At 40.9% G+C, this 16019-nt stretch carries 14 protein-coding genes, 9 tRNA genes and 2 pseudogenes; 22 read left to right on the top strand and 3 right to left on the bottom strand.

Annotation, left to right across the window (positions count from 1 at the left end; genetic code table 11):
* Positions 1 to 52 precede the first annotated feature (52 nt).
* The 9 genes from QM865_RS06860 to QM865_RS06820 all read left to right on the top strand — a co-directional run bounded on the left by QM865_RS06860 (position 53) and on the right by QM865_RS06820 (position 847).
* Positions 53 to 126: transfer RNA gene (locus tag QM865_RS06860), tRNA-Pro, on the top strand.
* A 5-nt stretch (positions 127 to 131) separates the two neighbouring features.
* Positions 132 to 205, top strand: a tRNA-Met gene (locus QM865_RS06855).
* Between the two features lie 13 nt (positions 206 to 218).
* A tRNA-Ile gene (locus QM865_RS06850) sits at positions 219 to 292 on the top strand.
* Positions 293 to 304: 12 nt separating this feature from the next.
* Positions 305 to 394, top strand: a tRNA-Ser gene (locus tag QM865_RS06845).
* A gap of 10 nt (positions 395 to 404) precedes the next feature.
* Positions 405 to 478, top strand: a tRNA-Met gene (locus QM865_RS06840).
* Positions 479 to 481: 3 nt separating this feature from the next.
* Positions 482 to 554 (top strand) — tRNA-Phe (locus tag QM865_RS06835).
* A gap of 20 nt (positions 555 to 574) precedes the next feature.
* A tRNA-Gly gene (locus QM865_RS06830) sits at positions 575 to 645 on the top strand.
* 34 nt (positions 646 to 679) lie between these two features.
* Positions 680 to 753: transfer RNA gene (locus QM865_RS06825), tRNA-Ile, on the top strand.
* A gap of 6 nt (positions 754 to 759) precedes the next feature.
* Positions 760 to 847: transfer RNA gene (locus QM865_RS06820), tRNA-Ser, on the top strand.
* A gap of 189 nt (positions 848 to 1036) precedes the next feature.
* Here the strand turns inward: QM865_RS06820 and birA are convergent.
* The gene (birA, locus tag QM865_RS06815) at positions 1037 to 1972 is read right to left on the bottom strand and encodes a bifunctional biotin--[acetyl-CoA-carboxylase] ligase/biotin operon repressor BirA (RefSeq protein ID WP_414306325.1); all 936 of its coding nucleotides are present in this window, start codon (positions 1970 to 1972) and stop codon (positions 1037 to 1039) included.
* Between the two features lie 283 nt (positions 1973 to 2255).
* On the opposite strand from birA, the gene QM865_RS06810 reads away from it, so the two are divergent.
* The 5 genes and pseudogenes from QM865_RS06810 to QM865_RS06790 all read left to right on the top strand — a co-directional run bounded on the left by QM865_RS06810 (position 2256) and on the right by QM865_RS06790 (position 6519).
* Complete coding sequence (locus QM865_RS06810; protein ID WP_004238796.1) at positions 2256 to 3449, top strand: O-antigen ligase family protein; 1194 nt, start codon at positions 2256 to 2258, stop codon at positions 3447 to 3449.
* A gap of 144 nt (positions 3450 to 3593) precedes the next feature.
* On the top strand, positions 3594 to 4037 hold the full coding sequence (locus QM865_RS06805) for a MarR family transcriptional regulator (RefSeq protein WP_261063369.1): 444 nt from the start codon (positions 3594 to 3596) through the stop codon (positions 4035 to 4037).
* 31 nt (positions 4038 to 4068) lie between these two features.
* Positions 4069 to 4263 (top strand): annotated as a pseudogene (locus QM865_RS06800) (polyketide cyclase); the annotation flags it as partial.
* Positions 4264 to 4277: 14 nt separating this feature from the next.
* On the top strand, positions 4278 to 5006 hold the full coding sequence (locus QM865_RS06795; RefSeq protein WP_033679753.1) for an ABC transporter ATP-binding protein: 729 nt from the start codon (positions 4278 to 4280) through the stop codon (positions 5004 to 5006).
* Complete coding sequence (locus QM865_RS06790; protein WP_414306324.1) at positions 4999 to 6519, top strand: ABC transporter permease/substrate-binding protein; 1521 nt, start codon at positions 4999 to 5001, stop codon at positions 6517 to 6519. The genes QM865_RS06795 and QM865_RS06790 overlap by 8 nt, the downstream gene beginning before the upstream one ends.
* Positions 6520 to 6656: 137 nt before the next feature.
* On the opposite strand, the gene QM865_RS06785 is transcribed toward QM865_RS06790, so the two are convergent.
* A complete protein-coding gene (locus QM865_RS06785) occupies positions 6657 to 7193 on the bottom strand; it encodes a TetR/AcrR family transcriptional regulator (RefSeq protein ID WP_414306323.1) in 537 nt (178 codons plus the stop codon).
* 132 nt (positions 7194 to 7325) lie between these two features.
* On the opposite strand from QM865_RS06785, the gene QM865_RS06780 reads away from it, so the two are divergent.
* The 3 genes from QM865_RS06780 (at position 7326) to QM865_RS06770 (ending at position 9946) form a co-directional block, all read left to right on the top strand.
* Positions 7326 to 8216 (top strand): cation diffusion facilitator family transporter, encoded by an 891-nt coding sequence (locus QM865_RS06780; protein WP_000645152.1) that lies wholly within the window; start codon positions 7326 to 7328, stop codon positions 8214 to 8216.
* 338 nt (positions 8217 to 8554) lie between these two features.
* Positions 8555 to 8908 (top strand): stress response transcriptional regulator NmlR, encoded by a 354-nt coding sequence (gene nmlR, locus QM865_RS06775; RefSeq protein WP_001022624.1) that lies wholly within the window; start codon positions 8555 to 8557, stop codon positions 8906 to 8908.
* Positions 8909 to 9946, top strand: coding sequence for a zinc-binding dehydrogenase (locus tag QM865_RS06770; protein WP_004259103.1), 1038 nt, complete (start codon positions 8909 to 8911; stop codon positions 9944 to 9946).
* A 67-nt stretch (positions 9947 to 10013) separates the two neighbouring features.
* Here the strand turns inward: QM865_RS06770 and galR are convergent, their stop codons facing one another.
* Positions 10014 to 11015 carry a DNA-binding transcriptional regulator GalR gene (gene galR / locus QM865_RS06765; protein ID WP_414306322.1) on the bottom strand — a complete coding sequence of 334 codons (1002 nt, stop codon included), beginning with the start codon at positions 11013 to 11015 and terminating at the stop codon, positions 10014 to 10016.
* Positions 11016 to 11178: 163 nt separating this feature from the next.
* Here galR and QM865_RS06760 point away from each other — a divergent pair, with 163 nt between their 5' ends.
* From QM865_RS06760 to QM865_RS06740, 5 genes and pseudogenes are all read left to right on the top strand, one after another.
* Positions 11179 to 12357 carry a galactokinase gene (locus QM865_RS06760; protein WP_414306321.1) on the top strand — a complete coding sequence of 393 codons (1179 nt, stop codon included), beginning with the start codon at positions 11179 to 11181 and terminating at the stop codon, positions 12355 to 12357.
* Between the two features lie 11 nt (positions 12358 to 12368).
* A pseudogene (locus QM865_RS06755) lies at positions 12369 to 13028 on the top strand (HAD family hydrolase).
* Positions 13025 to 14512 (top strand): UDP-glucose--hexose-1-phosphate uridylyltransferase, encoded by a 1488-nt coding sequence (locus QM865_RS06750; RefSeq protein WP_414306320.1) that lies wholly within the window; start codon positions 13025 to 13027, stop codon positions 14510 to 14512. The pseudogene QM865_RS06755 and the gene QM865_RS06750 overlap by 4 nt, the downstream one beginning before the upstream one ends.
* Before the next feature lie 69 nt (positions 14513 to 14581).
* Positions 14582 to 14986, top strand: coding sequence for a PaaI family thioesterase (locus QM865_RS06745; protein ID WP_414306319.1), 405 nt, complete (start codon positions 14582 to 14584; stop codon positions 14984 to 14986).
* A gap of 156 nt (positions 14987 to 15142) precedes the next feature.
* Positions 15143 to 15997, top strand: a complete 855-nt coding sequence (locus QM865_RS06740; protein ID WP_267246998.1) for a DNA adenine methylase — start codon at positions 15143 to 15145, stop codon at positions 15995 to 15997.
* The last annotated feature ends 22 nt before the right edge of the window (positions 15998 to 16019 follow it).

Below are 16019 nucleotides of genomic sequence, written 5' to 3'. Positions count from 1 at the left end.
AATCAGGCGGTTAGAGGTTCGACTCCTCTAGGGTGCATTTTTCTATTTAACTCGGGAAGTAGCTCAGCTTGGTAGAGTACTTGGTTTGGGACCAAGGTGTCGCAGGTTCGAATCCTGTCTTCCCGATATATGGCGGTGTAGCTCAGCTGGCTAGAGCGTCCGGTTCATACCCGGGAGGTCGGGGGTTCGATCCCCTTCGCCGCTATAATGATCTTGTTGGACCTTTAGCTCAGCTGGTTAGAGCTCTCGGCTCATAACCGAGTGGTCGTAGGTTCAAGTCCTACAAGGTCCATTTGAATATTATGGAGGATTACCCAAGTCCGGCTGAAGGGAACGGTCTTGAAAACCGTCAGGCGTGTAAAAGCGTGCGTGGGTTCGAATCCCACATCCTCCTTTTGTATTAACGCGGGATGGAGCAGCTCGGTAGCTCGTCGGGCTCATAACCCGAAGGTCGTAGGTTCAAATCCTGCTCCCGCAATAAGGCTCGGTAGCTCAGTTGGTAGAGCAATGGATTGAAGCTCCATGTGTCGGCGGTTCGATTCCGTCTCGCGCCATTTTTACTTATAGTATGTATGCGGGTGTAGTTTAGTGGTAAAACTACAGCCTTCCAAGCTGTTGTCGCGAGTTCGATTCTCGTCACCCGCTTTGAACTTTGTTCAAATTACCAAGTTTTTAACTTGGGCGCGTAGCTCAGGTGGTTAGAGCGCACGCCTGATAAGCGTGAGGTCGGTGGTTCGAGTCCACTCGTGCCCATTAATTGGAGAATTACTCAAGAGGCTGAAGAGGACGGTTTGCTAAATCGTTAGGTCGGGTAACTGGCGCAAGGGTTCGAATCCCTTATTCTCCGTTTTAATGAGGGTTTATAACTCTCTTTTTTTTTGTATTTTTAAGAATAGTAGAATAAAAACTTCAGATTTGTAAAACTTAATTGGATTACTTATCTGAAGTTTTTTTGCGCTCTTTGTCAACTGTAGTGGGCTGCAGAAAAGCTAAAATCTTTATATATTGTCGTTTTTATGGTTGTGCTTATTTATTACTACTTCCAACTCTTGAGTGAAATTTCTCCGCTATTGAGCCAGATTTCTTTTCCGTTATCACATTGTACTAAAAGTTTTCCATTTTCAGAGATATCTTTAGCAAGTCCCTTGTAGTCTTTTTTGTCCAGTGTGAAAGCAACTTCTTTTCCAAGCACGAATGACTGTTTTTTATATAGGTATAATAACTCATCTGCTGGTGTTTCGAAGAAAGCACGCCAGATTTCTATGATTAATTCATTCCTTGTTATTGGAGCTGTAGTTTTAAATAAGCTAGCAGCTTTTTCTTTTAATTCTTGTGGGAAATCATTAATAGTAAAGTTGATTCCTACTCCAATAATGATATCTGTGACTAAGCCTGTTTCTACAGAGGTCATTGCTTCAGTGAGAATTCCTCCAATTTTATGATTGTTTAGGTAGATATCATTGACCCATTTTATGTCGACATCTATTAAAGTTAGGTTCTTAATGGCTTTGTAGACAGCTCCGGCTACAAGTAGTGTGTAGGAGGGTAATTTGTCGTAGGGGAGATTTGGTTTAAGATGGAGCGTCATATAAATGCCACCTTGTGGTGAGTAGAAAGAACGTTGAAATCGACCTCGACCTGCTGTTTGATAGGAAGCTATATAGAGGGTGTTTGCTTCATTCCCTAAATCAATTGCTTCTTTTGCATCGAGTTGTGTTGATCTTGTTTCGGGTTTAAAGCTGACTTTAATTGGAAGATTTTCTTCTAGAATCTCTGGAAGAATAAGGTCTCCATTCAGCAGTTTATAGCCTTTGTTTTTGATACTATCAATTTCAATGCCTTCTTGTTCTAGCCGCTTGATGGCTTTCCAAATTGATGTTCGGCTGAGGGATAGTTCTTCTGCGATTTTTTCTCCGCTGATATAATCGGTTTCTTTTGCTAGAATTTGGTAGACAGCTTGGTAGGATTTCATAGTGTTTCCTTTCTTTAGGAATTGTAAATGATTTAAATATAGTTTGGATAGTTGCTTCTAATCTTTATTTTATTACTACTATTTTAACATATGCCTAGTATTTTCGGCACGATTTTTTGGAGTGAATCTAGTCATTAAGCTTGAGTTGTGAAATCTCAGTATTTTTGCTCACTTTTTTACCTAGGGAAACGTTTCCTTTGTTTTCAAATTGCTAAAAAAGTGGTACAATAAAGGGTAGCTTACTATTATCTGAATCAATTGATTTGGAGAGAAAGGATTCATTTTGAAATCAATAGGCTTTATTGAAAAGCTGAAAGGGTTGTCTAGTAAAGAGCTGATTTTATTGGGGATTATCCTGAGTATCTTTTTACCCTTTTATCTTTTTGTAGTTGTATTCTGTTTATATATTATCAGTTTAATTTTCACAGGAGACATGAAAAGTATTCTTCAGAAAATGGGGGAGCATCCGATGCTGCTTCTTTTTCTTGGCTATAGTACTGTTATATCCGTTTTTGCACAAAATTGGATGGGAGTTGTGGCTTCGGTAGGAATTTTTCTATTTACTGTTTTCTTTTTGCATTATCAGTCGATTTTATCACATAAATTCTTTCGATTGATTTTGCAGCTCGTCTTGTTTGGTAGCGTCTTGTCAGCTGCTTTTGCGAGTTTAGAACATTTCCAAATTGTGAAGAAATTCAACTATGCTTTTCTTTCACCCAATATGCAGGTGTGGCATCAGAATCGTGCAGAAGTGACCTTCTTTAATCCTAATTATTATGGAATTATTTGTTGTTTCTGTATCATGATTGCCTTCTATCTGTTTACAACGACCAAGTTGAATTGGTTGAAAGTATTCTGTGTGATTGCAGGCTTTGTGAATCTCTTTGGATTGAACTTTACTCAAAATCGAACTGCCTTTCCTGCTATTATCGCTGGAGCAATCATCTATCTCTTTACGACCATTAAAAACTGGAAGGCCTTTTGGCTTAGTATTGGGGTCTTTGCGATTGGCTTGAGCTTCCTCTTTTCCAGTGATTTGGGAGTTCGGATGGGGACTTTAGATTCTTCTATGGAAGAACGCATTTCTATCTGGGATGCTGGGATGGCCTTGTTTAAGCAAAATCCTTTTTGGGGTGAGGGGCCATTGACCTATATGCACTCTTATCCTAGAATAAATGCTCCTTATCATGAACATGCTCACAGTCTATATATCGATACGATTCTGAGTTACGGAATTGTGGGGACTATTTTATTAGTTTTGTCTTCTGTTGCTCCTGTTCGCTTGATGATGGATATGAGTCAGGAGTCGGGGAAACGCCCGATTATCGGTCTTTATCTGTCTTTCCTTACAGTGGTTGCTGTACACGGAATCTTTGACTTGGCCCTCTTCTGGATTCAGTCAGGTTTCATTTTCTTGCTAGTTATGTGCAGTGTTCCATTGGAGCATCGAACGTTGGTATCGGACATGACGGATTAAGTTTATAAGATTAGAATCTTCTACCTTGGGTGGGAGATTTTTTTACTGGGAAAAATTATTTCTAAGTCGAAATAGTTGACAGTTAGAATAATGAGTGTTACAATTGCTTTATTCGTTTCGATATCGAAATAAATTGGAGGTGTCATGAAAGATAGTCATTTGGTAGCTCATCATATTCGTTTGTTGAATGGGCGGATTTTTCAAAAGTTACTAAGTCGGGATCCTGAAGCTCTTTATCGGAGTGAACAGGGGAAGATTTTAGCGGTTTTATGGAATAGTGAAACTGGCTGCGCAACTGCGACAGATATTGCTCTGGAAACTGGGCTTGCTAACAATACACTGACGACGATGATAAAAAAGCTTGAGGAACAAAATCTTGTAACTATTAGTCCATGTGGAGAAGATAAGCGTAAGAAGTATTTGGTTTTAACAGAGTTGGGGAAGTCTCAGAAAGAAGTGGGGCATCGTGTCAGTCAGAAATTGGATACGATCTTTTACAAAGGATTTTCAGAGGAAGAAATTCGTCAGTTTGAAGCCTTTCAAGAAAGAATTTTGGCTAATCTGAAAGAGGAGGAAAATGAGATTTAAAATGGAGCAAATTAGCTGTTTATAAGTAAAGGTCACTTTCGACTTTGTTTTCCAACTCTTAGGACAAGGAAACTATGTGGTTAGCTATGGTCAGACTCAGATTGATGGTGTTGCTTATGCCTAGTACAATATCTTCCGTCTAGAAAACGGGAAAATTGTGGAACATTGGGACAATAAGGCAGTCATACCTAAGGTAGAAGAATTGACCAATCGAGGGAAGTTTTAAATTGAGGATACAGAATGATTGAATACAAAAATGTAGCCTTGCGCTACACAGAAAAAGATGTTTTGAGAGATGTCAATTTACGGATTGAGAATGGGGAGTTCATGGTTTTAGTTGGGCCATCTGGGTCCGGTAAGACGACCATGATCAAGATGATTAATCGTCTCTTGGAACCGACTGATGGAAATATTTATATGGATGGCAAGCGCATCAAAGACTATGATGAGCGTGAACTTCGTCTTTCTACTGGTTATGTTTTACAGGCCATTGCTCTCTTTCCAAATCTAACGGTTGCGGAAAATATTGCCCTGATTCCTGAGATGAAGGGTTGGACTAAGGAAGAAATTGCTCAGAAAACAGAAGAGCTTTTGGCAAAGGTTGGTTTACCAGCAGCTGAGTATGGACATCGACTTCCTAATGAATTATCTGGTGGAGAACAGCAACGGGTCGGTATTGTTCGTGCTATGATTGGTCAGCCTAAGATTCTCCTCATGGATGAGCCTTTTTCGGCTCTTGATGCTATTTCGAGAAAACAGTTGCAGGTTCTGACTAAAGAATTGCATAAAGAGTTTGGGATGACAACGATTTTTGTGACCCATGATACGGATGAAGCTTTGAAATTGGCGGACCGTATTGCTGTCTTGCAGGATGGAGAGATTCGCCAGGTGGCGAATCCTGAGACCATTTTAAAAGCTCCTGCAACAGACTTTGTTGCAGACTTGTTTGGAGGTAGTGTTCATGACTAATTTAATTGCAACTTTTCAGGATCGTTTTAGTGATTGGTTGACAGCTCTATCTCAACATTTGCAGTTGTCACTTTTGACCCTGTTGCTGGCCATCTTTATAGCGATTCCCTTGGCTGTTTATCTTCGCTATCATGAGAAGTTGGCGGATTGGGTCTTACAGATTGCAGGGATTTTCCAGACCATCCCGTCTCTGGCCTTGTTGGGACTCTTTATCCCCTTGATGGGAATTGGAACCTTGCCGGCTTTGACAGCTCTAGTGATTTATGCGATTTTTCCGATTTTACAAAATACCATCACTGGACTCAAGGGAATTGATCCGAGTCTGCAAGAGGCTGGGATTGCCTTTGGGATGACCAGGTGGGAGCGTCTCAAGAAGTTTGAAATTCCACTTGCCATGCCGGTTATGATGTCTGGAATTCGGACGGCAGCGGTCTTGATTATCGGTACAGCAACCTTGGCTGCCTTGATTGGTGCAGGGGGGCTGGGTTCCTTTATCCTTTTGGGAATTGACCGTAATAATGCCAGTCTAATTTTGATTGGGGCCCTTTCTTCCGCAGTGCTTGCCATTGCCTTTAACTTCCTACTAAAAGTGATGGAAAAGGCAAAATTGAGGACGATTTTTTCTGGTTTTGCCTTGGTTACCATATTACTTGGTATATCTTATAGTCCAGCCCTCTTAGCTCAAAAAGAGAAAGAAAACTTGGTTATTGCTGGGAAATTGGGTCCAGAACCAGAAATTTTGGCCAATATGTATAAGTTGCTAATTGAAGAAAATACCAGTATGACTGCTACTGTTAAACCTAATTTTGGGAAAACAAGCTTTCTTTATGAAGCTCTGAAAAAAGGCGATATTGACATTTATCCTGAATTTACTGGTACGGTGACTGAAAGTTTGCTGCAACCATCACCCAAGGTGAGTCATGAGCCAGAGCAGGTTTATCAGGTGGCGCGTGATGGCATTGCCAAGCAGGATCATCTAGCCTATCTCAAACCTATGTCTTATCAAAATACCTACGCTGTAGCTGTTCCGAAAAAGATTGCTCAAGAATATGGCTTGAAGACCATTTCGGACTTGAAAAAAGTGGAAGGGCAGTTGAAGGCAGGCTTTACACTTGAGTTTAATGACCGTGAAGATGGAAATAAGGGCTTGCAATCAATGTACGGTCTCAATCTCAATGTAGCAACCATGGAACCAGCTCTTCGCTATCAGGCAATTCAGTCAGGAGATATTCAAATAACGGACGCCTATTCAACCGATGCAGAGTTGGCGCGTTATGATTTGCAGGTCTTGGAAGATGACAAACAACTCTTCCCACCTTATCAAGGGGCTCCACTAATGAAAGAAGCTCTTCTCAAGAAACATCCAGAGTTGGAAACAGTTCTCAATAAATTGGCTGGTAAAATTACTGAAAGCCAGATGAGCCAGCTCAACTACCAAGTCGGTGTTGAAGGCAAGTCAGCAGAACAAGTAGCCAAGGAGTTTCTACAAGAACAAGGTTTGTTGAAGAAATAGCTTGAAAAGCTAAACTCAACTTGGTTAAACGACAATATAGAAGAACGCTCAGACAATGTCGTCTGGGCTTTTTTGATTATTGAAAAGATAAAAAACTCAGTAGCCTAGAAATAAGGCAACCGAGCTTTAATCTGTATTCAATTTTTAGGAATGAGAAGGTCTAGATAAAACTGCACAACTTCTTGGTCTGTAAAGTCTTGTCCTTTTTTGAGCCACCAGGTCAATGTCTCGATAAAGTTGGACACGACTAAGTGTTGGAGGTAAGAAGCAGGCAGACTTGGGTGTGCTTCTTTAAACTCATCAGTTAGCATGGGATAGACGTGGTGCTCCAGCTCTCTCCGGAGTTGACGGAGGAAGTAGTCATTCTTGGAGAATAGTAAACTGGTGATATGGTCTTGGTTTTTCTGAAAATGGAGAAAGAGGTGGGCGAGGTAGTCCTCAGTTGAAATGGGTTGCTCTCTTTCAAAGCGATGATGGAAGAGGTGGCGGCAAAGCGCGTCCAGAAGTAGTTCCTTACTCTCATAGTGACAGTAAAAGGTGGATCGTCCCACATCTGCGAGATCAATGATATCCTGAACTGTAGTGGCTTCGTAACCCTTATCGTTTAAAAGTTGTAGAAAAGCTTGATAGATGGCTTTTTTTGTTTTGCTGATACGGCGGTCAATGGTAGTCATATGGACACTTGAGGCAAATTGTTCAGAAATGAATAAAGCTGACGTTTTGCTTCTATCCTTTCTTTGAGTTTTAGTGGATAATGATAATGAACAAGGTATTCATAAATCTATTATAACAAAGGAATGAGAAAGATGAAGGCAAAATATACTGTTTGGGTAGCTTTTTTCTTAAATTTAAGCTATGCTATTGTTGAGTTTATCGCAGGAGGAATCTTCGGTTCAAGTGCTGTTCTTGCTGATTCTATCCATGACTTGGGAGATGCTATAGCAATCGGCATATCGGCCTTTTTAGAAACAATCTCAAATAGAGAAGAAGATAGGCAATACACCTTGGGTTACAAGCGATTTAGTCTTTTAGGGGCCCTAGTGACTGCTGTGATTCTTATCACAGGATCCATTCTAGTGATCTTGGAAAATATAACTAAACTTTTGAATCCACAGCCCGTTAATGACGAAGGCGTCCTCTGGCTAGGAATCATTGCAGTCAGTATCAATGTGCTAGCTAGTCTAGTAGTTCGTAAGGGAAAGACAAAGAACGAGTCAATTCTGAGCCTGCACTTTTTGGAAGATACTCTAGGTTGGTTGGCTGTCATTCTAATGGCGATTATCCTCCGATTTACAGATTGGTATATCCTTGATCCGCTCTTATCGCTTGTCATTTCCATCTTCATTCTAACAAAAGCTATTCCTCGATTTTGGAGCGCACTCAAGATTTTCCTGGATGCTGTGCCAGAAGGACTAGAGACAGGTGATTTGGAGAAGGATTTGGAGGCTCTGACCAATGTCAAAAGTGTCAATCAACTTAGCATTTGGTCCATGGATGGTCTAGAAAATAATGCTATTATCCATATCTGTTTAGAGGATTGGGAGGAGATGACGGAAACAAAGAATCAAGTACGTCAGCTCTTAGAAGAAAGAGGTGTGCAGAATATTACTATCGAAGTGGACACCAGTCAAAGCAATCATGCGCAACATAAGCGAAAGGTAACAGCCTTAGGGCAATCCCATGGGCATCAACACTAGAAAAAGCGGCTGAGACAAAACTCAATTTCAAGAGAAAATGAAGTAAATCTTCATACAAAAAAACGTATAGTATCAAGGGTTTTCAATGTCTGATACTATGCGCTTTTTGCTTTTAAAGACTTTTTTTCCAGTTTCTTTGGTATCATATTTGAAAGACGCTTTCCCCAACCTCTTTCTTTGATTGATGAAAAGGTATGCTAATAAGAGAACTGATAATGATAAAAAATTTTTCGATTAGACGCAAAATGCTTGACTTGGAGTCAACTCAAAATTATATAATAAGATAAGTGAGTTAGAATAGCTTAAACTCAGTGAATGAAATGAGAGGAGGTTAGCCTATGAATATTAAATCTGCTAGTGACTTGTTGGGAATTTCAGCGGATACGATTCGGTACTATGAACGGGTTGGTCTTGTGCCACCGATTACTCGAACTGCAACTGGAATTCGTGATTTTCAAGATCATGATATTGAAGCTCTGGAATTTATTAAGTGTTTTCGTTCGGCAGGTGTCTCTGTAGATAGTTTAGTTGACTATATGTCTCTCTACCAAAAGGGGGATGAAACGCGAGAGAAAAGGCTTGGTATTTTAGAAGAGGAAAAGAAAAAATTAGAGGAGCGCTTGTCTCAGTTACAGGTGGCTTTAAATCGCTTAAATCTCAAAATTAAACTTTACAAGGAAGGAAAAATTTAAATGAAATCAGCAGTATATACAAAGGCAGGTCAGGTTGGTCTTGCTACAATTGAACGTCCGCAAATTATAGACGCAGATGATGCGATTATTCGTGTAGTTCGTGCGTGCGTTTGCGGATCGGATCTATGGAGGTACCGTAATCCAGAAACGAAAGCTGGACACAAAAATAGTGGACACGAAGCGATTGGGATTGTCGAAGAAACTGGGGAATCCATTACGACGGTGAAACCAGGTGATTTTGTCATTGTCCCTTTTACTCATGGATGTGGTGAATGTGATGCCTGTCTTGCTGGCTTTGACGGTTCTTGCGATAATCATATTGGTAATAACTTGGGAGGCGATTTTCAGGCGGAATATATTCGTTTTCACTATGCAAACTGGGCGCTGGTTAAAATCCCTGGACAACCTTCTGACTACACAGAAGGTATGCTAAAGTCCCTCTTGACTCTTGCAGATGTTATGCCGACAGGCTATCATGCGGCGCGTGTTGCTAATGTTCAAAAAGGGGATAAGGTTGTGGTCATTGGTGATGGTGCTGTAGGTCAATGTGCTGTCATCGCGGCGAAGATGCGTGGTGCGTCGCAAATTATCCTCATGAGTCGTCATGAAGATCGTCAAAAGATGGCTCTGGAGTCGGGTGCGACAGCTTTTGTAGCTGAGCGAGGTCAAGAAGGTATTGCCAAGGTGCGTGAAATTCTCAGTGGCGGAGCGGACGCAGCACTTGAATGTGTTGGTACGGAGGCTGCTGTAGAACAGGCGCTAGGTGTCCTTCATAATGGAGGGCGTATGGGATTTGTAGGAGTCCCACACTATAATAATCGTGCTCTTGGTTCGACATTTATGCAAAATATCTCTGTAGCAGGTGGGGCAGCTTCTGCGACAACATATGATAAGCAATTTTTACTAAAAGCCGTCCTTGATGGTGATATCAATCCAGGCCGTGTCTTTACTTCAAGCTATAAATTAGAAGATATTGATCAAGCTTATAAAGATATGGATGAACGTAAGACCATTAAGTCTATGATTGTGATGGCCTAAAAAAGAAAATCCTAATGGAGATTTGAGACTCTCTATTAGGATTTTTTGTCATTTTTAATTTGTGGAGTTATGGCAGAGTACTCTCTCTCAATGTCAGTCTGGTTCCCAGCATGGTTAGGCTAGGGATTTTCCGACCGTGGAGCACTTCCTTGTTAAGAATATCCATACCTGCTCGGCCCATTTCTTCGGTATAGACGGTGATGCTGGAGAGGGGAGGATAAACCTGTTTGGTCAGACTAGTGTCGTTAAAGGAAATGAGGCTGACACGGTCTGGCAGGCTGATTCCAGCTTCTTGGAGGGCACGGAGGGCACCGATAGCTAAACTATCGCTGGCTGCGAAAAATGCTGGCGGGAGTTGGTCTCCTAAGTTCTGAATGGCTTTCTTCATCAAGTCATAGCCAGACTGGGCAGTAAAGTTTCCTTGAAAGATCAGTTCATCATGATAGATTCCCTTCGCTTGACTGTAGTTTTTGAAATTTTCTAGACGCTTATCCTCAATGATTTCTTCTTGGTCAGTTGTTTCTTCAAGGCCTGTTAGAATCCCGATGCGGTCCATCCCTTGGCTGAGAAAATAATCGACAACCTGTTTCATGGCAGTGTAAAAGTCCGTGATAATGCAGGTATGTCCTAGTGAAAGAGTATCACTGTCTAGAAAGACAAGAGGCTTTTGGTATTCCTCAAAGGCAGAAATCTGTGCTCGGCTAAACTTTCCGATACAGAGAATCCCAATCACTTCCTCACTTAGTGTAAAAGGATGGTCGTTAAAATAGCGCAAGATATCATAGTCCAATTCTTGGGCTCTTTTTTCAATTCCGAGGCGGATCTGGTAGTAGTAAAGGTCGTCCAGCTCTCCTTGTTCACTAACCCATTGGATAATGGCAATCTTTTGCTTGAGTTTGTGACCTTCTCCTGTCTTAAGATGCTTGGTGTAGCCCAGCTCTTCAGCTACGGTCAAAATACGGTGTCTAGTTTCTTCAGTAACGGATAGACTCTGGTCGCGATTGAGGACACGAGATACGGTCGCGATAGAGACAGAGGCTAGCTGTGCAATGTCTTTTAAGGTAGCCATAAATCCTCCTTGATTAGGTTAGTATATCATATTTTTCTGCTTTTTACTGATAGTTTAGTAAAATTTTAGTAAAAAGGATTGACCTTGGGAAATCCCTTGGATACAATAGAAGAAAACGATTACACGTTAAGGTGATTTAACGGACAGTCAAAGGAGAATTCATATGACACAACATCTTACTGCAGAAGCCCTTCGCAAAGACTTTCTTGCTGTTTTTGGTCAAGAAGCAGACCAAACTTTCTTTTCACCAGGTCGTATCAACTTGATTGGTGAACACACAGACTACAACGGTGGGCACGTTTTTCCTGCTGCTATTTCCTTGGGAACTTATGGTGCAGCTCGCAAACGTGATGACCAAGTCTTGCGATTCTACTCAGCAAACTTTGAGGACAAGGGCATCATCGAAGTACCTTTAGCTGACCTCAAATTTGAAAAAGAGCATAACTGGACCAACTATCCAAAAGGTGTCCTTCATTTCTTGCAAGAAGCTGGACATGTGATTGACAAAGGTTTTGATTTTTATGTTTATGGGAATATCCCAAATGGTGCTGGTTTGTCTTCATCAGCATCCTTGGAACTTTTGACAGGGGTCGTGGCAGAGCATCTCTTTGACTTAAAATTAGAGCGTCTCGATTTGGTTAAAATCGGAAAACAAACAGAAAACAACTTTATCGGAGTCAACTCTGGTATCATGGACCAGTTTGCTATTGGTATGGGGGCTGACCAACGTGCTATTTACTTAGATACCAACACTTTAGAGTATGATTTGGTGCCACTTGATTTGAAAGACAATGTTGTTGTCATCATGAACACCAACAAACGTCGCGAATTGGCAGACTCTAAATACAATGAACGCCGTGCTGAGTGTGAAAAAGCAGTGGAAGAATTGCAAGCATCCTTAGATATTCAGACCTTGGGTGAATTGGATGAGTGGACCTTTGACCAATATAGCTATCTGATTAAAGATGAAAATCGTTTGAAACGTGCTCGCCATGCTGTGCTTGAAAACCAACGTACCCTCAAAGCGCAAGCAGCCCTTCAAGCAGGAGATTTGGAAACATTTGGTCGTTTGATGAATGCGTCACACGTTTCCCTAGAGCATGACTATGAAGTAACTGGTTTGGAATTGGATACGCTTGTTCACACAGCTTGGGCACAAGAAGGTGTTCTCGGTGCTCGTATGACAGGGGCAGGTTTTGGCGGATGTGCCATTGCCTTGGTGCAAAAAGATACTGTTGAGGCCTTTAAGGAAGCTGTAGGCAAACACTACGAGGAAGTAGTTGGCTACGCTCCAAGCTTCTATATCGCTGAAGTTGCAGGTGGCACTCGCGTTCTAGACTAGGAGAGAAGTATATGGAAGCTGTAATATTTGATTTAGACGGCTTATTAGCTGATACTGAGATCATTTCTCTAAAAGTTTATCAAGAATTGCTTGCAGACTTTGGAATTCCTTTCACAGAAGAAACATATTCTAGAGAATACAGTGGACATAGGGAAGAGGAGAATGTTCAACGATTTTTGGACACCTATGATTTACCTTGGAACTTTGACCAAACCTTGGAAAAAGTTTATGAACTGGAAGCTCGAATTTTAACCAAAGGTGTAAATTTAAAAAAAGGTGCTAAAAATTTGCTTGCTTTTTTGTAAAGAGAAGGTATTCCAATCGCTTTAGCAACTTCAAGTGTTGAATCTAGAGCTAGAATGATTTTGGATAGTAATGGTATACTGTCCCTATTTGACCATCTAGTTTTTGCAAAAGATGTAAAGCGAAGCAAACCTTACCCTGATATATTTTTAAAGGCCTGTAGTGATTTGAATGTTTTACCAGAGAATTGCTTAGTATTAGAGGATAGTGAAGCAGGGATTGAAGCAGCCTATAGAGCTGGGATACCAGTTATTTGTATTCCAGACTTAAAAATACCAGCACAATCTTTCTTAAATAAAACAGAACAAGTTTTTCAGGATTTAGATGCTGTCAGAGACTATTTAGAAAGTAAGAAGGAGAATCAATGAGTCAGGGAATTCTAGATGCATTTATCACGGAAGTCATTGCTGAAAGTACCTTTGAGGAAATGGATCGAATCTACCTGACCAATCGTGTCTTGGCACGAGTGGGAGATGGTGTTTTGGAAGTTGAGACCAATCTGGATAAATTGATTGACCTCAAGGACAAGCTGGTTGAGGAAGCCGTTCGATTAGAGACGATTGAGGATAGTCAGACTGCGCGTGAAATCCTTGGTGCCGAACTGATGGACTTGGTGACCCCTTGTCCCAGTCAGGTTAATCGTGATTTCTGGGAGACCTATGCCCAATCTCCTGAGCAGGCGATAGCGGATTTTTACCAACTCAGCCAGAAAAATGACTACATCAAGCTCAAGGCCATCGCTAAAAACATTGCTTATCGTGTTCCATCTGATTACGGAGAACTTGAGATTACTATCAATCTCTCTAAGCCTGAAAAAGATCCGAAAGAGATTGCGGCGGCTAAGTTGGTGCAAGCTAGCCATTATCCCCAGTGTCAGCTTTGTATAGAGAACGAAGGCTACCATGGTCGGGTAAACCACCCAGCTCGTAGCAATCACCGTATTATCCGTTTTGAAATGGCTGCTCAGGAGTGGGGTTTCCAGTATTCGCCTTATGCTTATTTTAATGAGCACTGTATTTTCTTAGACGGACAGCATCGTCCTATGGCTATTAGTCGTCAGAGTTTTGAGCGTCTGCTGGCTATCGTAGAGCAGTTTCCAGGCTATTTTGCAGGCTCTAATGCCGACCTTCCAATTGTGGGGGGGTCTATTCTAACTCATGACCACTATCAGGGAGGCCGTCACGTATTTCCTATGGAATTGGCTCCTCTGCAAAAGACTTTCCGTTTTGCTAGTTTTGAGCAGATCAAGGCCGGGATTGTCAAGTGGCCGATGTCAGTGCTACGTTTGACCTCAGATTCTAAAGAGGATTTGATTCACTTGGCTGATAAGATTTTGCAGGAATGGCGTCAGTATTCGGATCCTAGTGTGCAGATTTTGGCAGAGACAGACGGGACACCGCATCACACCATCACACCTATTGCCCGTAAACGCGATGGACAATTTGAGTTGGACTTGGTTTTACGAGATAATCAAACATCACCAGAACATCCTGATGGCATCTATCATCCTCACAAGGATGTCCAACATATCAAGAAGGAAAATATCGGCTTGATTGAGGTCATGGGCTTGGCAATCTTACCTCCACGTCTGAAAGAAGAAGTGGAGCAAGTCGCCAGCTATCTTGTTGGAGAAGGGGATACAGTTGCGACTTATCATCAGGAATGGGCAGACCAGCTCAAAGTCCAGCATCCAGACCTAGCGGATAAAGAAAAAGCCCTTGAAATCGTCAAGGACTCTGTGGGTGCTATCTTTGCGCGTGTTCTGGAGGATGCAGGAGTTTACAAGCAGACGGAACAAGGACAGGTAGCTTTTATGCGCTTTGTAGAGCAGGTCGGAATTTTGCCAGACTAGGAGCTTTCTCCTTGCACAGTCCTATAAAAAGTAGTATCATAGTGTCGTTTGAAATATCAGGAGGAAACCATGAAAGATTTTCATTTTGACGCTATATCTGCCTTTGAAAATTACGAAATTGAAAAAATGAGAGATGGTCACGTTGTGGTGACGACTAAAGTAGTGGACTCGTCGCTCAACTACTATGGCAATGCCCATGGTGGCTATCTCTTTACCCTTTGCGACCAGATCAGTGGTTTGGTGGTCATATCTCTGGGACTTGATGGAGTGACACTCCAATCTTCTATCAACTACCTCAAGGCAGGAAAACTTGATGATGTGCTGACCATTAAAGGAGAATGCGTCCATCAAGGTCGCACAACCTGTGTAGTGGATGTGGATATCACCAATCAAGAAGGCAGAAATGTCTGCAAAGCAACCTTTACCATGTTTGTCACAGGCCATCGGTCAGAAGACAGACAGGCAAGGATATAAAGAGTAATTTAATAGAGTGAGGTGAATTTTGGAATTTATAAAATTTACCTTACTCATTTTTTGATATTGATATGATTTAATTCTAAAATAGAAAATTTAGTAATGTGGTAGAAAATACAAGAGTTGTGTTTTAATTTCTATGGTATAATTAAAAGCATGAAGATAAAAGAAATAAAGGAAGTTACTTTACAACCGTTCACGAAATGGACAGGTGGTAAAAGACAATTATTGCCTGTTATTAGAGAATTAATACCTAAAACCTATAACAGGTATTTCGAACCTTTTGTTGGAGGCGGAGCTTTATTTTTTGATTTAGCTCCTAAAGATGCAGTTATCAATGATTTTAATGCTGAACTAATAAATTGCTATCAACAAATTAAGGATAATCCTCAAGAATTGATTGAAATTTTGAAAGTTCATCAGGAATATAATTCAAAAGAATATTATTTAGATTTACGTTCTGCAGATCGTGACGAAAGAATAGATATGATGTCCGAAGTACAAAGAGCTGCACGTATTCTCTATATGTTGAGAGTGGACTTTAATGGTTTATATCGTGTGAATTCTAAGAATCAGTTTAATGTACCTTATGGTCGTTATAAAAATCCTAAAATTGTTGATGAGAATTTGGTATCTGCTATTTCAACTTATCTGAATAATAATCAAATAGAAATTAAAAAAGGAGATTTTGAAAAGGCTGTTTTGGATGTTCAACCAGGGGATTTTGTATATTTTGATCCCCCGTATATTCCATTGTCAGAGACAAGTGCCTTTACTTCCTACACTCATGAGGGGTTTTCTTATGATGATCAAGTAAGATTAAGAGATACCTTTAAGAAATTGAGTGATACAGGGGCTTATGTTATGTTATCAAACTCCTCTAGTTTTTTGGTAGAGGAGTTGTATCGAGATTTTAATATCCATTATGTTGAAGCTACCCGAACTAATGGAGCAAAATCTTCGAGTCGAGGAAAAATTTCTGAAATTATAGTCACAAATTATGAAAAATAACGAATATAAGTATGGAGGTGTT

This window comes from Streptococcus mitis, assembly GCF_047462815.1.
Classification (GTDB): domain Bacteria; phylum Bacillota; class Bacilli; order Lactobacillales; family Streptococcaceae; genus Streptococcus; species Streptococcus mitis_DO.
The sequence above is the reverse complement of the archived record's forward strand: the minus strand, read 5'-3'. Positions and strand labels throughout refer to the sequence as shown.